Source organism: Tsuneonella sediminis, from assembly GCF_051912845.1.
In the GTDB taxonomy this organism is placed as follows: domain Bacteria; phylum Pseudomonadota; class Alphaproteobacteria; order Sphingomonadales; family Sphingomonadaceae; genus Tsuneonella; species Tsuneonella sediminis.
In genome coordinates this window covers 1,471,014-1,487,252 of the sequence record NZ_JBNCBU010000001.1, presented here as the reverse complement: position 1 = coordinate 1,487,252, position 16,239 = coordinate 1,471,014, and the positions used below count along the sequence as shown (strand labels likewise).

The following is a 16,239-nucleotide window of genomic DNA, read 5'->3' as shown; positions in this document are numbered from 1 at the left end:
GCCAAAAGGCCCGCCCGTCGACGCCGCCGGTGCGGCGAATCACACCATCGCGATGTTCCGTTTCTCTAACCAATGATCGTCACTATGTCAACCAGAAAGTGCCAATCTGGTTATTTCAACCGGGTCCCGTCATAGTGGCTGCAGCACTCGCTCGACAGGATGACCGTTTCACCCAGTTCGCTGCGCATGCGCGTATTGTTGTAAACGAGCCAGTCGGCGCCCTGTTCGGCCGCCTTGAGGATCACGCCGGGTCCCTGGGGGTTGGGCATCCAGCGACCCTTGACCAGTCTTTCTCCCGAGCCTTCCTGCACGCGCCAGCTGTAACTGCCGTCGCCAGATATCCGCAGGGGGGGCAGGCGAAGCCCGCCGCTGACCGTCCGGTAGACGTAGCGCCCGTCGGTCACAGCGCCCATCGCCATCGGCACGCTGATCCGCCAGTCGCCCATGAAATGCTCGGTCCAGAAGGGCGCCCGTTCAGGCGCGACGACGAAGTTGGGATCATAACTGCCGCTGACCCCCTCGATGTTGTAACCATAGACGGGGTCGATGCTGCGGATCGTCCCGCGCTCCCAGGTCTTGCCGGCGTTGCCGCTGTACAGGACCTCCTGGCCGACACGATATGTGCCGAGCGGCGGCCAGCCGCGGGCTGTTCCTGCGCCCGCGAGTTTGACGGGCGACGGCGATCGCGCGTCAGGCTTTCGATCCGCTACCGCCGGCTTTGCCGCAGGCGGGGCCGCGACCGCCGGGCGGGCGCCGTCGTTCGCCAGCAGGGCCTGGATCTTTGCATAGCGGTTCATCTTCGCCAGGTCGGCGGCGGTGCCGAACGTCGGGTGGCGCAATCGGGTGTCGGCACCGGCCTCGACCAGCATCTCGGCAACCTCGAGGCACCCATAGGACGCGGTCATCATCAACGGCGTGTAGCCGCCCGAGTTGGTGGTATCGACGTCCGTTCCGCTTGCGATCAGCCGGCGCGCCTCTTCGGTCCGGCAATCCTGAGCCGCACTCACCAGCTCCATTTCGGCGGCGGTCTGCTGGGCCATCGCCGGGATCGGAACGGCCATTGCCCCCATCGCTAACGACAACACGGTCAAACGCATCCACATGCTCCTGAATTCAATTGAAACTGGCAAAAAATGACCAGCTAACAACGACATGTCAAATCGGAGCAGCGTCCCGAAAACTGTTTTCCGCTCGGGCGGCGAGGGATCATCACGGGACTCTTGCCGGGACACGGCCGCTCGCCTAGGCGGGGGGCAATGCTGCGCCGCCTCTACGACTGGACCATGGAAAAGGCGGCGCATCGACACGCCGTCGGCTGGCTGGCGTTCATCTCGTTCATCGAGGCGAGCTTCTTCCCGATACCACCCCACCCACTGCTCGGGCTGATGTGTCTTGCCGAGCCGAAGAAGGCGATCCGTTTCGCAGCGGTCGCGACGCTGGCCTCGGTCGCGGGCGGGCTGTTCGGATACGCGATCGGTTACCTGCTTTACGATGCGGTCGGCCAGCCGCTTCTTGCGGCGCTCGGGCTCACCGAATCCTTCCCGATTGCGGCCTGTCACCTGCGCGAACGCGACTGGGAGGTGATCTTCCTCGCGGGCGCCACTCCGGTTCCGTTCAAGCTGCTGACGATCACCGCCGGGTTCATCGAAATGGCACTGGTGCCGTTCATCCTCGCCAGCATCGCCGGCCGCGCGCTGATCTTCATGACGGTCGGCGTCTTGTTCCGCGTCTTCGGCGCCCCGATCAAGCGGATCATCGACAAGTATCTCGGCATCCTGACCACCGTGTTCGCGGTCCTGGTCGTCGCCGGGTTCGTCGCACTGGCCTACATGTCGGATGGCGAATCCGGACCTGTTGACAGGTGCTCGACCGAACGCACCGCCTGACCGGTGGGTCGGTATGCCCCCGGGACGATCGGAGGAGGCGGACGCAGCAATCCCTGCGAAGGGTAAGAGGTGGCTATCCGCTCTCCCCGAGCCTCAGAGGCTGGTCGCGGTCACGAACGCGCCGACCGCAATCACCACCACCGCGAATCCCCGCTCGAGCAGGTTCTTGCGCGCCGCGAGACGGCTTCCGGCCATGCGGCCCAGCACGGAGCCGGCGATGCCGCCCCCGACGAGCCAGGCAACGAGAGCCCAGTCCACATAGCCGGACAGCGCGTAGGACCCCGCGGTCGTCGCGCCCACTGCGGTGACAACCACGAGCGAAGTCCCGACTGCTATGCCGATCGGCATAGCAGTGGCCGCGGTGAGTCCCGGCACGATGAGGAAGCCGCCCCCGATGCCGAAGAAGCCCGCGAGCAGGCCGACGGCGAGGCCATATCCTGTCAACCGCGGCAGCAGGTGGCGGGCGCTCGAGGAATCAAGGTGCACGTCGGGGTTCGACCCGGCCTTGCGCCCGCGCAGCATCAGCGCGCCGACCAGGACCATCAGGGCGCCGAAAGCGGCAAGCAGGTGCTGGCCATTCATCGCCTTGCCCGCTTCGGCGCCGAGCGCCGCGCCGAGAATGCCGGAGCCGGCGAAGACGATCGCGCAGTTCCATTTGACGTTCCCGGCCCGTGCGTGACCTGCCAGTCCCGCCCCCGCATTGAGGGCTACCGCGACGGCCGCGGTTCCGATCGCAGCGTGAGGGCTGTCGACGCCCACGAGGTAGACGAGCAGCGGGACGGCGAGGATTGACCCGCCTCCGCCGACGAGGCCGAGGACGAAGCCGATGACGGCGCCAGACACGAGCGCCGCGGCGATGGTGAGAACGTCCATCAAATCACCCCGGTATACGTCCGCAATGGGAATACATTAGAGATAGCTAATGTTTCTGCGCCCGCCGGAAGTCAAGAACTGGCCGCCGCACGAAGACGGGCGCGGTCGGGAATTGCCACGATACCGTATCCTCGTTCAATTACGCCTTCGCCCTCCAGTGCGCACAACGCCTGGTTCGCGGTGGCGCGAGTGATGCCGAGGAGATCGGCGAGTTCCTGTTGCGTGACCGCCAGTCGGCGCGAGCCGGGGTCCTTGCCGGCGAAGTTGAGGAGCAATCGGGCCATCCGGGTCCGCGCCGACCCGCGTCCCACCCCGGCGAGCAGGACGATCGAGTCCTGCAACTGCAGGGCGAGAGCGGCGAGAAGACTGCGCATGGCCTCCGGGTGTCGGTCCAGCATCGCGCCGAACGTGGCCGCGCGGATGGCCCGCAGCGTTGCCGGACCGCGGGCGATCGCATCGACGATACGGGGCTGGTTCGACAGCATCGCCAGTTCGCCGTAGGAATCGCCGGGCCCCAACATGGCAATCGCGCGGAATTCGCCCCCCGGCTCGAACAGGCCGACCGATACCCGCCCCGCCTCGATCAACCAGAAACCGTCGGGTACATCGCCTCGGCTCTGTATCAACTGCCCGTCGGCGAACTCCTTTGGCGAAGCGGTCGCGCGGAGGGTTTGTTGCAGGTCCTCGGGCAAAGATGAAAACAGCATCGGCGTGCCGAGCGATCGACCGGTAGACGAATTAATCTTGAATTGTCTGGTTTTCGACATTTCAAATCGCGGATTAGCGTTACTTGCGTTTGAGGGGAAGGGAGATAGGCGTGGCCGGACAGGGCAAAGCGACCCCGGCAAGGGCGGCCGCTGTTACCGGTCTCCGGGGGTCAGGTCTTTCACCGGCAATTCGAGTCCGGTCGATCTGGAATGGGGGAGAGGCGGCCACATAGCAGCCGCCCGCTTCGGGCGAGGCGGTGGGAGTTCGATCGCGCTCCCACCGCCTTTGCAGCCCTGATCGACCTCAGACGATTCCGACCGCCTTGCCCGCGCGCTCGAACATGCCGAGGATTGTTTCGACCTCTTCGGCCGAGTGCTCGGCGCACAGCGAACAGCGCAGCAGCGTCATGTTCGCCGGCGTCGCCGGCGGGCGCGCGAGATTGACGTAAAGGCCTTCCCTGAGAAGCGCTTCCCACATCGCCGCGCCGCGTTCGAGATCGGGCATGATCACTGCGACGATCGCGCTCTGCGGTTCCTTGGTGCCGAGCTGGAAGCCGAGTCCGGTCAGGCCCTGGTGCAGCCGCCGCGAATTCTCCCACAGGTGCGCGCGCTTGTCCGACCCGTGCATGAGCTTTCGGATCGACGTCGCCGCGGTCGCCACCACGCTCGGGGGCAGGCTGGCGGTGAACACGTAGGGGCGGCAGACCAGCCGCATGATCTCGAACTTCGGGTGGTTCGACACGCAGAACCCGCCGACGGTGCCCACGCTCTTCGAGAAAGTGCCGATGATGAAGTCGCAGTCGTCGATCACCCCCGCTGCTTCGCAGACCCCGCGGCCGTGTTCGCCGATGAAGCCCATCGAGTGCGCCTCGTCGACCAGCACCATCGCGCCGTGTTTCTTGGCAACCGCGACCATTTCCTTCAGCGGCGCGACATCCCCGAGCATCGAGTAGACGCCCTCAAGCACGACCAGCTTGCCGGCACCCTCGGGAATGCGGCCCAGCCGCCTGTCCATTGCCTCGATGTCGTTGTGCTTGAAGGGCACCACTTCGGCATTGCCCAGAGCGCAGCCGTCCCAGATCGATGCGTGGCTGTCGATGTCGAGCACGATGTAATCGCCCTTGCCGGCGATCGTCGAGATAATCCCAAGGTTGGCCTGGTACCCGGTCGAGAAGACCATGGCGTGGTCCATGGCGTAGAAATCCTTCAGCGCGTCCTCGCACGCCTTGTGACCCTGGTAGGTGCCGTTGAGCACGCGGCTACCGGTGGTGCCCGACCCGTATTCGTCGAGCGCACGCTTGCCCGCCGCGATCACGTCCGGGTCGAACGTCATGCCCATGTAGTTGTAGGTGCCCAGCAGGATCGTGTCGCGCCCGTTGCAGATCGCGCGCGTGGGCGAGAGCACCTTCTCCATGACGAGGTTGAAGGGGTCTTCCTGACCGCTCGCGAGCAACCGCTCGCGCATGGCGATGAGGTCGTCGAACTTGGAGAACAGGTCCCTGCTGTCGCCTTCCAGCACGGGCGGCTGATCGGGTTGCGAGATGCCTTCGCTCACGTGTTCACCATCGCCGTGACCGCGTCGATCAGGTCGCCCCACGTCTCGATCTCGGCCTGCTGGTTCATCGAGATGATGATGTCGAATTCGTCCTCGATCGCGGCGACGAAGTCCATCACGGTCAGACTGTCGAACTCGAGGTCCCCGGCAAACGAGGTGTCCTCGTCGATGGTGACGTCCTTCTTGTTGAACGGTTCGGCCAGGGTGCGGATGCGGGCGTCGACTTCTGCGCGGTCCATGATCGTCTTCTTGTCCTGTTCTCGTGCGACCGGCTCCGGTGGACGGGCGCCTGCCACTGCAATACGGCGGAAAAGCGGCTAGACCGCCCGCTTGTCAAGGCCGGGGCCGCTTGGCAACCTCGGACTTGCTGCACGGGAGGAGGGAGCGGATGGACAAGACCGAACCAGGTGCCTTCGCCACCAATGCGGTGCAGATGCTGCGCACCGCGCAGGCGAGCACGCTCCAGTTGTCGCAGATGGCCGACCAGAAGGCGTCGATCCTGATGGGGGCGACGTTCGTCGTGTTCTCGCTTTCGGTCGGCCGCGCGCTGACCCTGAACCAGGCGCTTTCGTGGTCGCTCACCGTGCTGGCGGTGTTCTCGTTCCTCAGCGCGCTGTGCGGCGTTTCGGCGGTGCTTCCCGCGGTGAAGACCGCGCCCCGACCCCATCCGGGATTCAAGCCCAACAAGCTGTTCTTCGGTCATTTCGCCCAGATGGACGAAGACGAATGGACCGCCGCCATCCTGGTTGACCTCAAAGACGAGGAGGCGATGTTTCGCATGATGCTGCACGACCTCTACCAGAACGGGCAGGTGCTCCATCGCAAGAAATACCGGTTTCTCGGTTATGCCTATCGCCTGTTCATCGTGGGCTTGGTGGCGACGATGATCACCTTCGTGGTCGAACTGGCGATCCTGTACTAGCGCCGGACCCGCCTGGACCTTATTCGCCGGCCTGGTCGGGCCGGGGGATCGGTCCGCGGAACGTGCAGCACAGGCCCTCGGGCCGATAATCGAGGACGATCTCGCCGCCGAGGTCGGAGGCCAGGCCTCTCTCGATCATGCGCGTACCGAAACCCTTGCGCGTGGGCGTGGCCACCGCCGGTCCGCCCGACTCGCACCAGCTGAACCGGAAATTCTCGCGATCGGCGTCGTAGCCCCACTCGATCGAAACACGGCCCTCGTTGGTCGAGAACGCCCCGTATTTCAGGGCGTTCGTCGCGAGCTCGTGGATGGCGAGCGAAATGGTCACCGCATGGCGCGGCGAAACGGTGACTGCCGGTCCCGAAAGAGTGGTCTTTTCGCTGTCGATCCCCGTTCCCGCCAGCGCGCCCTCGATGATGTCCCCCAAGACCGCGCCGCGCGTGGTCTGCTGAAAGAGGATGTCCTGCGCCTTGGAGATCGAGACGAGACGCCCCGCAAGGACCGCTCGCGCGTCCTCGAGCGACTTTGCGGAGCGGAATGTCTGCTGGGCGACCGCATGCACCACAGCTAGGATGTTTTTCACCCGGTGGTTGAGTTCGTGAAGAAGGAGCTTCTCGTGGTCGCGGGTCCGCAGTCGCTCGAACACGCGGCCGGCCTGTTCGCCGAGCGCCTGCACGGTCAGCAGGATGCTCTCATCGGGCGGTACGGGATCTTGCGAAAAGAACTCGAGGATCGCGATGATCCGCCCCTCGCCCTTGAGGGGAAACGCGAACGCTCCGCGAAAGCCCGCGTCCTTGCGAAAGAAGTTTCGGTCCGCCGAAGTGTCCGATACCCATTGGGCCTTGCGGGTTTGGAGAACGGTGCCGGGGAGCCCGAAGCCCGGCCTGAACGTAAGTTCCTCGGTCCGCCTGCGTATCTCTGCCGCGATTCCGGGCTGTGTCTCGAACCAGACGTCCGACGAGCGGATGTCCTGCTGATTGTCATGGGACACGACGAATGCATGGCCGACCGGCCAGCCTGTGATCTGGCATATCGCACCCAGCGCCCGGCGAAGCGCGTCTTCGAACGAATCCGAATCAGCCGCCATGCTCGCTACCTCGAACATCAGCCGATTCCTGACCGCTTCGCGTTCGACGCTACGTGCCGCCTCGTGGCGGTCCGATATGTCCCTGATGAACCCCACGAAGATCTCGCCATCCGGGCCTGGCGCGGTCGTGATCGAGAGCTCGACCGGCAGTTCGTGCCCGTCACGATGCAAAGCCGTGATCTCGATGCGCCGGTCGAGTACGCGGGGCTCTCCGCCCTCGGCAAGGCGCTGCATGCCCCGGCGATGCGCGGCCCGGTGCTGGGGAGGAACGATAAGCTCGGCCAGGCTGAAGCCCCGAACTTCGTCACTCGACCAGCCGAAGGTGTCCTCGGCGACGCCGTTCCACCCGGCGATCCGCCCGTCGGCTGTCATGACCACGACCGCGTCGAGCGCGGTGGCGAGCACCCCTTCGAGCGCGGGATCGAGCCGGGGTGAGATCATGCCGGACATGACGGCCGTATGCCGCATGCGCCAGCAGAGGTCGACCCGGCGACAATCGGGGGGAGCAACCCGGTTATTCGACCAGACCCTTCACCGCCGCCATGAACGGACCGATGCTGACCGGCTTCGACAGGTAACCGGTCGCGCCCGCATCGCGGATGCGGTCCTCGTCACCCTTGCCGGCATAAGCGGTGACAGCGAGCACGGGTGTGTCGGCGAGCGCGGAATCGCGTCGCATCGCCGTAATCAGGTCGACGCCCGAGACGCCGGGCAGCTGGATGTCCATGATGACGAGGTCCGGCGCGAATGCGCGCGCCGCATTGAGCACCAGTTCGCCGTCGGCCACCGGCTCGACCTCGAACCCGCTTGCACGCAGAACATCGCAGAACAGTTTGCGGTTGAGATCGTTGTCCTCGACAACGAGGATTCTCTTTGCCACTGCGGGCCAGCCTCCGGTTGCGTCCTGCAGGCGCGACTAGGGCCTATCGAGGACGCTGACAATTACTGCCGATACCGATCACCGATCCGGCTACGCCGACACCCTGGCGCTCTCGGCCCTGGGCTGGGTGCTTGCCGACGAGGCCCGTGCTGAGCGGTTGCTTGCACTGACCGGGCTGACCCCGCAGGTTCTGCGGGACAGCCTGACCGAGCGCTCCACGCTGGCTGCGGTGCTCGATTACCTCGCGGGCCACGAGCCTGACCTCGTGCTCGCCGCCGATGCGCTCAACATCACACCGGAACGGCTGGTGGCGGCGCGCCGGGAACTCGCCGGATGAGCCGGCCGCTCATCGTCTCGGATTGCGACGAGGTGCTTCTGTTCATGGTCGCGCATTTCAAGGCGTGGCTCGAGGAAAGCCAGGGCGTGACCTTCAACATGGTCGGGAACGATTTCGGCGCCGCGATGCGCTGGATGCACAGCGGCGAGGTGGTCGAACCGGCCGAGATCTGGGGCTTCCTGCGCCGCTTCTTCGACAGCGAAATGCACCGGCAGGACCCGATCCCCGGCGCCGTCGAGGGGTTGGCGGCGCTTGGCGAGCACGCGGACGTGGTCGTCCTCACCAACCTTACCGACCGGCACCGCGATATGCGCGCCGAGCAACTCGCGGGACACGGCATCAATGCGCGCGTGTTCACCAACCAGGGGCCCAAGGGACCGGCGCTCAAGGCGATAGTCGATGAATACGCGCCGAGCAGGACGATCTTCATCGACGATCTTGCCCAGCACCACAAGTCGGCTGCCGAGACAGTGCCCGACGTGCACCGGCTCCACTTGTGCGGCGAGCCGATGCTTGCGGCCCGCATTGCCTGCGCTCACCAGGCCGGCGATGCGCACGCCCGGATAGATACGTGGGAGCATGCGCTCCCTTGGCTGATGGACCGAATTGAAGGAGTTGAAGGATGAGCATCGAGGCACGCCTCGCAGAACTTGGCATCGAACTGCCCGAGGCCGCGGCGCCGGTCGCGGCCTACGTGCCGGTGGTCATATCGGGGGGGCTTGCCCATGTTTCGGGCCAGCTGCCGTTCGTCGACGGCAACCTCGTCAAGGGCCGGCTCGGGGAAAGCGTGCCGCTCGAGGACGGAGTCAGGGCGGCGCGGGCGTGCGGGCTGATGATCCTGGCCCAGTTGAAGGCCGCACTCGGGTCGCTCGACCGGGTGGAGCGGATCGTGAAGCTCGGTGCCTTCGTCAACTCGACCGGTGAATTCGACGCCCAGCCGAAGATCGCGAACGGCGCCAGCGAACTGATGGTCGAGGTGTTCGGAGATGCTGGCAAACATGCCCGAAGCGCGGTCGGCGTGCCCGTGCTGCCGCTGGGGGCCGCAGTAGAGGTCGACGCCATCGTCGCGGTGAGGGACTGATTCACGGGTTTCTCGACACCCTGATCGCCTCCGCACCCGATCCCGGACGGGGCGCCTGGCTGCGGGCGCACGAATATGCGCACCGCGGCATCCACGGTCATGGTGCAGTCGAAAACTCACCATCGGCGTTCGCAAAGGCGATCCGCAAGGGCATGGGCATCGAGTGCGACGTTCAGGTGAGCCGGGACTGCCGGGCGATGGTGTTCCACGACTGGACTCTCGACCGGCTTACCCGCGAAAGCGGCGCGGTCGCGGCGCGCGATGCTGCCGAGCTTGCACGGATAGAGCTGGCGGTTGGCGGAGACCGGATGCCGACCCTCGAAGCCGTGCTTGATCAGGTCGACGGGCGGGTACCGCTGTTGATCGAGGTGAAGTCGCGACGCGAGCGCGATCCTGCGCCCTTGTGCCAAGCGGTGCGGACAGCGCTGAACGGCTACCATGGCATGATTGCGGTTATGAGTTTCGATCCGCGAGTGCCGAAATGGTTCGCTCACTACGCGCCATCGGTCATTCGCGGGCTGGTGATGACCGAGGAGGACAGCCGCGGCTGGAAGGGCCGCTTAAATCGCCGCCTGTCTGTCTGGCACGCGAAGCCCGATTTTCTGGCCTACGATGTGCGCGACCTGCCGAGCCGGTTCGCCGCCGCGCAGCGTCGGCGGGGTCTGCCCGTGCTGACGTGGACCGTGCGCACGCCGGAACTGCGCGCCCGGGCCGCAGCCCATGCCGACGCCCCGATCGCGGAGGGAGCCGGTTTCGCATGAGCGAGCGCGAACTCGTCGCGCGGGTGGCTGGCGGGGTCAGGGAGTTCGCGCCCCGTGAGTGGGATGCGCTCGACGCGACCGGCAATCCGTTCATGCGTCATGCGTTTCTGGCCGCGCTGGAGGAATCGGCGAGCGTGGGCGGCGGCACCGGGTGGCAGGCCGCGCCGTTGGTGATCGAGGACGATGGCCGGCTCGTCGCTGCGCTGCCCGCCTATCTCAAGGGGCACAGCCAGGGCGAATACGTTTTCGACCACGCCTGGGCCGACGCGTGGCACCGGGCGGGCGGGCGCTACTACCCCAAGCTGCAGGTCGCGGCGCCCTTCACGCCGGCGAGCGGTCCGCGGGTCCTCACCCGCTCGCCCGGAATGGTGCCGCACCTGCTGCGGTTCGCGGAGCGGTTCGCGGAAGCCAGCAACCTGTCATCGATCCACGCGACCTTCGTCGAGGATGCGCAGGTGGCATTGTTCGAGGCCGCGGGCTGGCTGATCCGGCACGATATCCAGTTTCACTGGCAAAACCGGGGGTACCGCACCTTCGACGATTTCCTGGGCGAACTGGCCAGCCGCAAGCGCCGTGCGATCCGCAAGGAGCGCGCGGCAGCGCAGGAGGGGGTCACCATCCGCCGCCTGTCGGGCGCCGAAATCCGGACCGAGCACTGGGACGCCTTCTGGATTTTCTATCAGGACACGGGCAGCCGGAAATGGGGAAGTCCCTACCTCACCCGCCGGGCGTTCGACTTCGTGGGCGAGGCGATGGCGGACGACATCGTGCTGGTCCTGGCCTTCGACCGCGACAGGCCGATCGCGGGGGCGCTCAATTTCGCTGGACCGGATGCGCTCTACGGCCGTTACTGGGGCTGCGTGGAAGACCGCCGCTTCCTGCATTTCGAGCTGTGTTATTATCAGGCTATCGATGTGGCGATCGAGCGCGGCCTGTCCCGGGTCGAGGCGGGTGCACAGGGTCAACACAAGATCGCCCGCGGCTATGGCCCGGTGCAGACGACCTCGGCGCACTGGATCGCCGATCCGGGCTTTCGATCCGCGATCGCGGATTTCCTCGAGCGCGAACGCGAAGGAGTAGCTGTCGATGCCGAATGGCTATCCGCTCGCACCCCTTACAGGAGCGGTTGAGAACGCTACCCCGGCACGCGCGGTCAGGCCGCCCGGCGGTCGCCCGCCAGCAGCCATTCGCGCGCACGGCGCTGGGCCTCGGCAATCTCGCGTGCCGTCATCTCGTCGGAAATGTCCGCGCGGCTCCAGGCCGCCTCTTCGTGTCCGCGCGAGGCGGCCAGGTTGAACCACTTGTGAGCCTCGATCAGGTCGCAGGCAACGCCGTGGCTCCCGGTCGAGTAGGCGACCCCGAGGTCGAAGTATGCCGAAGTATCGCCCTGCGCGGCCGCCGCAAGGCATTGCGCCACGAGCATGCCTGTATCGTCCGGCCGTGTCCGCGCGGTTCCGATGTCGATCTTGCGAAATTCCATTTGCCTGTCCCCCATCCGGCAAGCCCCCGTGCTGCCGTAGCGGGAGTTCAACCGTGTTATGGTCAACAACTGGTTAATTTCGAATGCAGAAACTTCCGGTCTGATGGCCGTCTGTTCGGTCGCGCTTAAGTTTTCCCCGTCTAGGGGCCCGCTTTGGGCAAGCCGACTTGTGCAGGTCCCGGCCCGTGCCTATAGGCGCGCCAAAGGCCGCCCGAACGATGCTGCCAGCGGAGACTCCCCGGGGCAGCGGGGGACGGCGGGACAGGATGATTGAGGGCGACGATGGCCAGTTTGGCGAGCGAAGACATCGATGTACTCGAAAAGGCCCGTCGGGCCTTGGCGCCTGACTATAGCCCGTCCGAAGACGAAGAATACATGAGCGCAGCCCAGCAGGATTATTTCCGCCTGCTGCTGCTCGAATGGAAGCGGTCGATCCTGACGGCTTCGAATGCCACCCTTCAATCGCTCCAGGACGGGCCGATTCGCGAAGCTGACCTCAACGACCGGGCTTCGAGCGAGACCGACTGGGGGATCGAGCTGCGCACCCGCGACCGCCAGCGCAAGCTGATCGCCAAGATTGATTCGGCGATCCGCCGGATCGATGCGGGCGAATACGGCTTCTGCGAAGTGACCGGCGATCCGATCGGCCTCAAGCGTCTGATCGCCCGTCCGGTCGCCACGATGACCGTCGAGGCGCAGGAAGCGCATGAGCGGCGCGAAAAGATCTCTCGCGACGACTGATTCTCCTGCCTTTGCGAAAGCCCTGCTTAAGCAAAAGTTAGACTGTTCAGCCTAGTAATCACCGACGGAGCGCCGTTCGCGGGGTGACCGAGGTTGCAACTGGTTATCGGGAGTTCGAACCCGCAATGTCTGGTGTCGATACGCGGCATGTCAATCGGGACAGCCTGTTTCTGATGGCCGAGCTTCAGCTCGAAGGCGAGAGCGTCGCGCACCGGGTGCGCGTGCGTAACCTGTCAGCCTGCGGGATGATGGCCGAAGGAGACCTGCGTGTCCTTGCCGGCGCCCGCGTGACGGTGAACCTCAGGAATCTGCGCCCGGTCGAGGGCAGCGTGGCCTGGGTTCACGAGCGGCGATTCGGAATTGCCTTTGCCGAGGAGATCGACCCCAAGGCGCCCCGCAGTCCCGTCAAGACCCAGGACACGGCAGCACCCCGGTTCATCCGTCCATCCTCGCTCGTTCCCGCCGGGTTCGAGACGGACCCCAAGAGGCTTCGCAATATTTGACCTTCGGCGCTGACGGGTCCGCGCGGACCTGCTAACCGGTCGGGCGATGCCGGTTCGCCCGTACGCTCCCCTCGCAGCTCTTCTGGTCCTGGCGCTCGCGGCCTGCGATTCGGCCGGCGATACGGGGATCGTCCGTATCGCGTTGATTGGCCAGCCCGAGGAAGTCTTCGAAAAGGGCCTGCGGCTTGCCCCCTCGGCGCAGCAAGTCCGGGCCGCCACGACCGAGGGTCTCGTTGCCCTTGATGGTAGCGGGGCGGTCGTGCCCGCCATCGCCGAACGCTGGATCGTAACCGACGACGGCATGTCGTACATTTTCCGGTTGCGGAACGCACAGTGGCCCGATGGCCGGCCGATGACTGCCGAACAGGTCCGCGATGCGCTGCGCAGGACAATCCGCGAACTTCAAGGGACCTCGCTCGGCCTCGACCTAGCACCAGTCTCGGAAGTGCGGGCGATGACCGGCCGAGTCATCGAAATTCGCCTCTCGAGTCCGATGCCCGACTTCCTCCAGTTGCTCGCCCAGCCCGAGCTTGGCGTGTTCCACCGCGGGATGGGCACCGGACCGATGACACTCGAGCGCACCGGAGCGACAGGGCGGTTGACGTTGCTGCCGCCCGAGGCGCGCGGGCTTCCCGCCCGGGACGATTGGCAGGAAGGCACCCGGATTCTCGCGTTCCGTGCGCTTCCCGCCCGCGGCGCGGTCGAACTTTTCCGCTCAGGCGAAGTGGACCTCGTGTTCGGGGGGACGATCATCGACCTGCCGCTTGCGCCGACCGGCCCCTTGTCCCGCGGCACGATCCGCCTCGATGCCGCGCAGGGCCTGCTCGGGCTCAAGGTCTTGCGCGATCAAGGGCTGCTTGCCGAACCCGCGCGCCGCGAAGCGCTGGCCATGGCGATCGAGCGGGAGACGCTGCTTGCGCCGTTCAACATCGCGGGCTGGATAGCGAGCACGCGCATCGTCCCGGCGCCGGTTGTGGGCGAAGGGGCAGGCGAACGCTGGAGCGGCAGCACGATCGATGCGCGCCGCGCAGATGCAAGGCGCCGCATTGCGGGATTCGACGGTCCCAGAACGGTCACGATCACCTTGCCCCAGGGGCCGGGTGCCGATCTGCTGTTTCGCGAGATCGCATCCGACTGGCAGGAAATCGGGGTGACAGCGGTGCGGGCGCGAAAGGGGGAAAGGGCCGATCTCGAACTCGTCGATACGCTTGCCCGCTTCGGTGGCCGGCGTTGGTATCTGGACCAGTTCGCCTGCACGGTGAGGCGGGCGTTATGCGATCCCAAGGCCGACGAGCTGGTGCGGGAAGCTGTAGGAGAAGCGGACCCCGCGTCGCGCGCGACCTTGCTGGCCGAGGCGGAGACGCGGTTGACGGCCCGCCAGGGGTATATTCCGCTCGGCGCGCCGGTTCGCTGGTCGCTGGTGCGCGGTGACATTGCCGGATTCGTGGAGAACGCGTGGGCGGTCCATCCGTTGTATCCGCTCGCGCTTCCCCCCACATAGCACAGGTGAGAGAGGAGCCGAGATCGATGGAGCCGACCCGTCCCGCCCGGTCCGACCGCGCCGATCCGGTGCGACCTGGCGCGATGCGGGCCGAACTGCCGCTCGGCACCGATCCGCTTTCGGTTCGTCGCAGGATCGAGGCGATGGAGCAACTGCTCGAGAACAGCTTCACCATTCCCGGTATCAATTACCGGATCGGGCTCGATTCGATTGCGGGATTGATCCCGGTCGTCGGCGATTTCGTCACCGCGGCGATGGGGATGTACATCGTCTGGGAAGCCAGGAACCTCGGCCTGCCCAGGTGGAAGCTCTGGCGCATGACGGGGAATATCGCGTTCGACACGGCGCTGGGGGCCGTGCCGCTCGTGGGCGATGCGTTCGACCTCGTCTTCCGCTCGAACACCCGCAATCTCAAGATCGTCAAGCGACACCTCGACAAGCACCATCCGGCCAGCCGAACGATCGAGGGGTAGTTTCACTCGCTACCGCTTTGGCGTAGGCGTCGCGCCATGGCCGACGTCACCTATTCATCCTATCTCGATCTCGACAGGATTCTCTCCGCGCAGCACCCGGCCTCGGGCGCGCACGACGAGATGCTGTTCATCATCGTCCACCAGGCGAGCGAGCTGTGGCTCAAGCTCTGCCTGCACGAACTGTTCGCCGCGCGCGACGAGATCAGGGTCGACGATCTCAGGCCCGCCTTCAAGATGCTTGCCCGAGTGGCGCGCGCGCAGGGGCAGCTGATCCATTCGTGGGAAGTGCTGAGCACGATGACCCCGGCGGATTATTCGCAAGTCCGCCCGCACCTCGCCAGTTCGAGCGGATTCCAGAGTGCGCAGTACCGGCTGATGGAATTCCTCCTCGGCGGACGAAACCCGGACATGGTGACGATGCACGAGGCGACACCCGAGGTGGCCGCCGAATTGCGCGCCGAGCTTTCCCGGCCGAGCCTCTACGACGAGGCGGTGCGGCTGTTGGCACGGCGTGGCTTCGCCATTCCGCGCGAAGTCCTCGAACGCGACCCCTGTGGCGGCTGGATCCCGTCGGCCGGGGTCGAGGCCGCATGGGCCGAGATCTACCGCGATCCCGAGGGGCACTGGGACCTATACGAGCTGGCAGAAAAGCTCGTCGACCTCGAGTACCACTTCCAGCGCTGGCGCTTCGGCCACCTGAAGACGGTGGAGCGCATCATCGGTTTCAAGCGCGGGACCGGCGGGACGGCGGGAGTGGCTTACCTCGAAGGCGTGCTCAAGCAGGTGTTCTTCCCCGAATTGCTGAGCGTCCGTACGGCGATCTAGGCTTCCAGTTCGATGTCCCAGTAGAGCCAGTCGCGCCACGTTTCGTGGAGGTAGTTGGGCGGAAACGCCTTGCCGTGCTGGTGCAGCTGCCAGCTCGTCGGGCGGATCGGGCGCACGATGTTCATGTGCGCCTGCTGCGGCGTTCGCCCGCCCTTTTTCATGTTGCACGGCGCGCAGGCGGTCGCGATGTTTTCCCATGTCGTGCGTCCGCCGAGGCGGCGCGGGATCACGTGGTCGAAGGTCAGGTCCTTCTCGCTGCCGCAGTACTGGCAGGCGAACCGGTCGCGCAGGAACAGGTTGAACCGCGTGAAGGCCGGAAACTCGCTCGGGCGAACGTATTGCCTCAGCGCGATCACGCTCGGAATCTGCATGTCGAGGCTGGGCGAATGGACGCAGCGTTCGTAGCTCGCGACGATGTCGACACGTTCGAGGAACACCGCCTTTATCGCGGTCTGCCAGGGCCACAGGCTGAGCGGATAGTACGACAGCGGGGTGTAATCGGCGTTCAGCACAAGGGCCGGGCAACTTTCGAGCGCCCGCGCCGGGTCGTCCTCGGCCCGCCGGAAATGCGCTGCGCGCTCGATCAGTTCGGCCCTGAACACCTGTCCGCCTGCCTCCCGATACCGA

21 protein-coding genes are annotated in these 16,239 nt (G+C 65.8%); 12 read left to right on the top strand and 9 right to left on the bottom strand.

The genetic code is table 11. The features are described from left to right. Positions 1-110 precede the first annotated feature (110 nt). On the bottom strand, positions 111-1,061 hold the full coding sequence (locus ACPV3N_RS07540; protein WP_440116254.1) for an ankyrin repeat domain-containing protein: 951 nt from the start codon (positions 1,059-1,061) through the stop codon (positions 111-113). A 195-nt stretch (positions 1,062-1,256) separates the two neighbouring features. On the opposite strand from ACPV3N_RS07540, the gene ACPV3N_RS07535 reads away from it, so the two are divergent. Next, a complete protein-coding gene (locus ACPV3N_RS07535; RefSeq protein WP_440116252.1) occupies positions 1,257-1,886 on the top strand; it encodes a YqaA family protein in 630 nt (209 codons plus the stop codon). 93 nt (positions 1,887-1,979) lie between these two features. Here the strand turns inward: ACPV3N_RS07535 and ACPV3N_RS07530 are convergent, their stop codons facing one another. The 4 genes from ACPV3N_RS07530 to ACPV3N_RS07515 form a co-directional block, all read right to left on the bottom strand. Beyond that, entirely contained in the window at positions 1,980-2,759 is a 780-nt protein-coding gene (locus tag ACPV3N_RS07530; protein WP_440116250.1) for a sulfite exporter TauE/SafE family protein, read from the bottom strand. A gap of 71 nt (positions 2,760-2,830) precedes the next feature. Further along, complete coding sequence (locus tag ACPV3N_RS07525) at positions 2,831-3,466, bottom strand: Crp/Fnr family transcriptional regulator (RefSeq protein WP_440116248.1); 636 nt, start codon at positions 3,464-3,466, stop codon at positions 2,831-2,833. A gap of 304 nt (positions 3,467-3,770) precedes the next feature. Beyond that, positions 3,771-5,021 carry a serine palmitoyltransferase gene (gene spt / locus ACPV3N_RS07520; protein WP_440116246.1) on the bottom strand — a complete coding sequence of 417 codons (1,251 nt, stop codon included), beginning with the start codon at positions 5,019-5,021 and terminating at the stop codon, positions 3,771-3,773. Further along, complete coding sequence (locus ACPV3N_RS07515; protein WP_440116244.1) at positions 5,018-5,260, bottom strand: acyl carrier protein; 243 nt, start codon at positions 5,258-5,260, stop codon at positions 5,018-5,020. The genes spt and ACPV3N_RS07515 overlap by 4 nt, the downstream gene beginning before the upstream one ends. Positions 5,261-5,409: 149 nt before the next feature. Here ACPV3N_RS07515 and ACPV3N_RS07510 point away from each other — a divergent pair, with 149 nt between their 5' ends. Further along, the gene (locus ACPV3N_RS07510; RefSeq protein ID WP_440116242.1) at positions 5,410-5,943 is read left to right on the top strand and encodes a Pycsar system effector family protein; all 534 of its coding nucleotides are present in this window, start codon (positions 5,410-5,412) and stop codon (positions 5,941-5,943) included. A 19-nt stretch (positions 5,944-5,962) separates the two neighbouring features. Here the strand turns inward: ACPV3N_RS07510 and ACPV3N_RS07505 are convergent, their stop codons facing one another. Together ACPV3N_RS07505 and ACPV3N_RS07500 are read right to left on the bottom strand one after the other, a co-directional pair. Continuing rightward, entirely contained in the window at positions 5,963-7,480 is a 1,518-nt protein-coding gene (locus ACPV3N_RS07505) for a sensor histidine kinase (protein ID WP_440116240.1), read from the bottom strand. A gap of 64 nt (positions 7,481-7,544) precedes the next feature. Continuing rightward, complete coding sequence (locus ACPV3N_RS07500; protein WP_440116238.1) at positions 7,545-7,910, bottom strand: response regulator; 366 nt, start codon at positions 7,908-7,910, stop codon at positions 7,545-7,547. Positions 7,911-8,037: 127 nt separating this feature from the next. On the opposite strand from ACPV3N_RS07500, the gene ACPV3N_RS07495 reads away from it, so the two are divergent. Genes ACPV3N_RS07495 through ACPV3N_RS07475 form a run of 5 tightly spaced genes read left to right on the top strand, consistent with a single transcriptional unit; the run spans position 8,038 to position 11,219 of the window. Continuing rightward, a complete protein-coding gene (locus ACPV3N_RS07495) occupies positions 8,038-8,247 on the top strand; it encodes a DUF3572 family protein (RefSeq protein ID WP_440116236.1) in 210 nt (69 codons plus the stop codon). Then, a complete protein-coding gene (locus ACPV3N_RS07490; protein ID WP_440116235.1) occupies positions 8,244-8,873 on the top strand; it encodes an HAD family hydrolase in 630 nt (209 codons plus the stop codon). Before ACPV3N_RS07495 ends, ACPV3N_RS07490 begins: the two co-directional genes overlap by 4 nt. Beyond that, positions 8,870-9,328: a RidA family protein gene (locus tag ACPV3N_RS07485; protein WP_440116233.1), complete on the top strand. Its 459-nt coding sequence runs from the start codon at positions 8,870-8,872 to the stop codon at positions 9,326-9,328. Before ACPV3N_RS07490 ends, ACPV3N_RS07485 begins: the two co-directional genes overlap by 4 nt. Then, positions 9,325-10,089: a glycerophosphodiester phosphodiesterase family protein gene (locus ACPV3N_RS07480; RefSeq protein ID WP_440117480.1), complete on the top strand. Its 765-nt coding sequence runs from the start codon at positions 9,325-9,327 to the stop codon at positions 10,087-10,089. The genes ACPV3N_RS07485 and ACPV3N_RS07480 overlap by 4 nt, the downstream gene beginning before the upstream one ends. Next, positions 10,086-11,219, top strand: a complete 1,134-nt coding sequence (locus ACPV3N_RS07475; RefSeq protein ID WP_440116231.1) for a GNAT family N-acetyltransferase — start codon at positions 10,086-10,088, stop codon at positions 11,217-11,219. Before ACPV3N_RS07480 ends, ACPV3N_RS07475 begins: the two co-directional genes overlap by 4 nt. 23 nt (positions 11,220-11,242) lie before the next feature. On the opposite strand, the gene ACPV3N_RS07470 is transcribed toward ACPV3N_RS07475, so the two are convergent. Next, positions 11,243-11,569: an SEL1-like repeat protein gene (locus ACPV3N_RS07470; RefSeq protein WP_440116229.1), complete on the bottom strand. Its 327-nt coding sequence runs from the start codon at positions 11,567-11,569 to the stop codon at positions 11,243-11,245. A gap of 282 nt (positions 11,570-11,851) precedes the next feature. On the opposite strand from ACPV3N_RS07470, the gene dksA reads away from it, so the two are divergent. The 5 genes from dksA (at position 11,852) to ACPV3N_RS07445 (ending at position 15,612) form a co-directional block, all read left to right on the top strand. Beyond that, positions 11,852-12,310 (top strand): RNA polymerase-binding protein DksA, encoded by a 459-nt coding sequence (dksA, locus tag ACPV3N_RS07465; RefSeq protein ID WP_440116227.1) that lies wholly within the window; start codon positions 11,852-11,854, stop codon positions 12,308-12,310. A 125-nt stretch (positions 12,311-12,435) separates the two neighbouring features. Then, positions 12,436-12,813, top strand: a complete 378-nt coding sequence (locus ACPV3N_RS07460) for a PilZ domain-containing protein (RefSeq protein ID WP_440116225.1) — start codon at positions 12,436-12,438, stop codon at positions 12,811-12,813. A gap of 46 nt (positions 12,814-12,859) precedes the next feature. Next, positions 12,860-14,314 (top strand): ABC transporter substrate-binding protein, encoded by a 1,455-nt coding sequence (locus ACPV3N_RS07455; protein WP_440116223.1) that lies wholly within the window; start codon positions 12,860-12,862, stop codon positions 14,312-14,314. 26 nt (positions 14,315-14,340) lie between these two features. Next, a complete protein-coding gene (locus ACPV3N_RS07450) occupies positions 14,341-14,787 on the top strand; it encodes a DUF4112 domain-containing protein (protein WP_440116221.1) in 447 nt (148 codons plus the stop codon). A 36-nt stretch (positions 14,788-14,823) separates the two neighbouring features. Next, positions 14,824-15,612: a tryptophan 2,3-dioxygenase gene (locus ACPV3N_RS07445; protein ID WP_440116219.1), complete on the top strand. Its 789-nt coding sequence runs from the start codon at positions 14,824-14,826 to the stop codon at positions 15,610-15,612. On the opposite strand, the gene ACPV3N_RS07440 is transcribed toward ACPV3N_RS07445, so the two are convergent. Then, entirely contained in the window at positions 15,609-16,196 is a 588-nt protein-coding gene (locus tag ACPV3N_RS07440) for an HNH endonuclease (protein WP_440117478.1), read from the bottom strand. The genes ACPV3N_RS07445 and ACPV3N_RS07440 overlap by 4 nt on opposite strands. Positions 16,197-16,239: the final 43 nt, after the last annotated feature.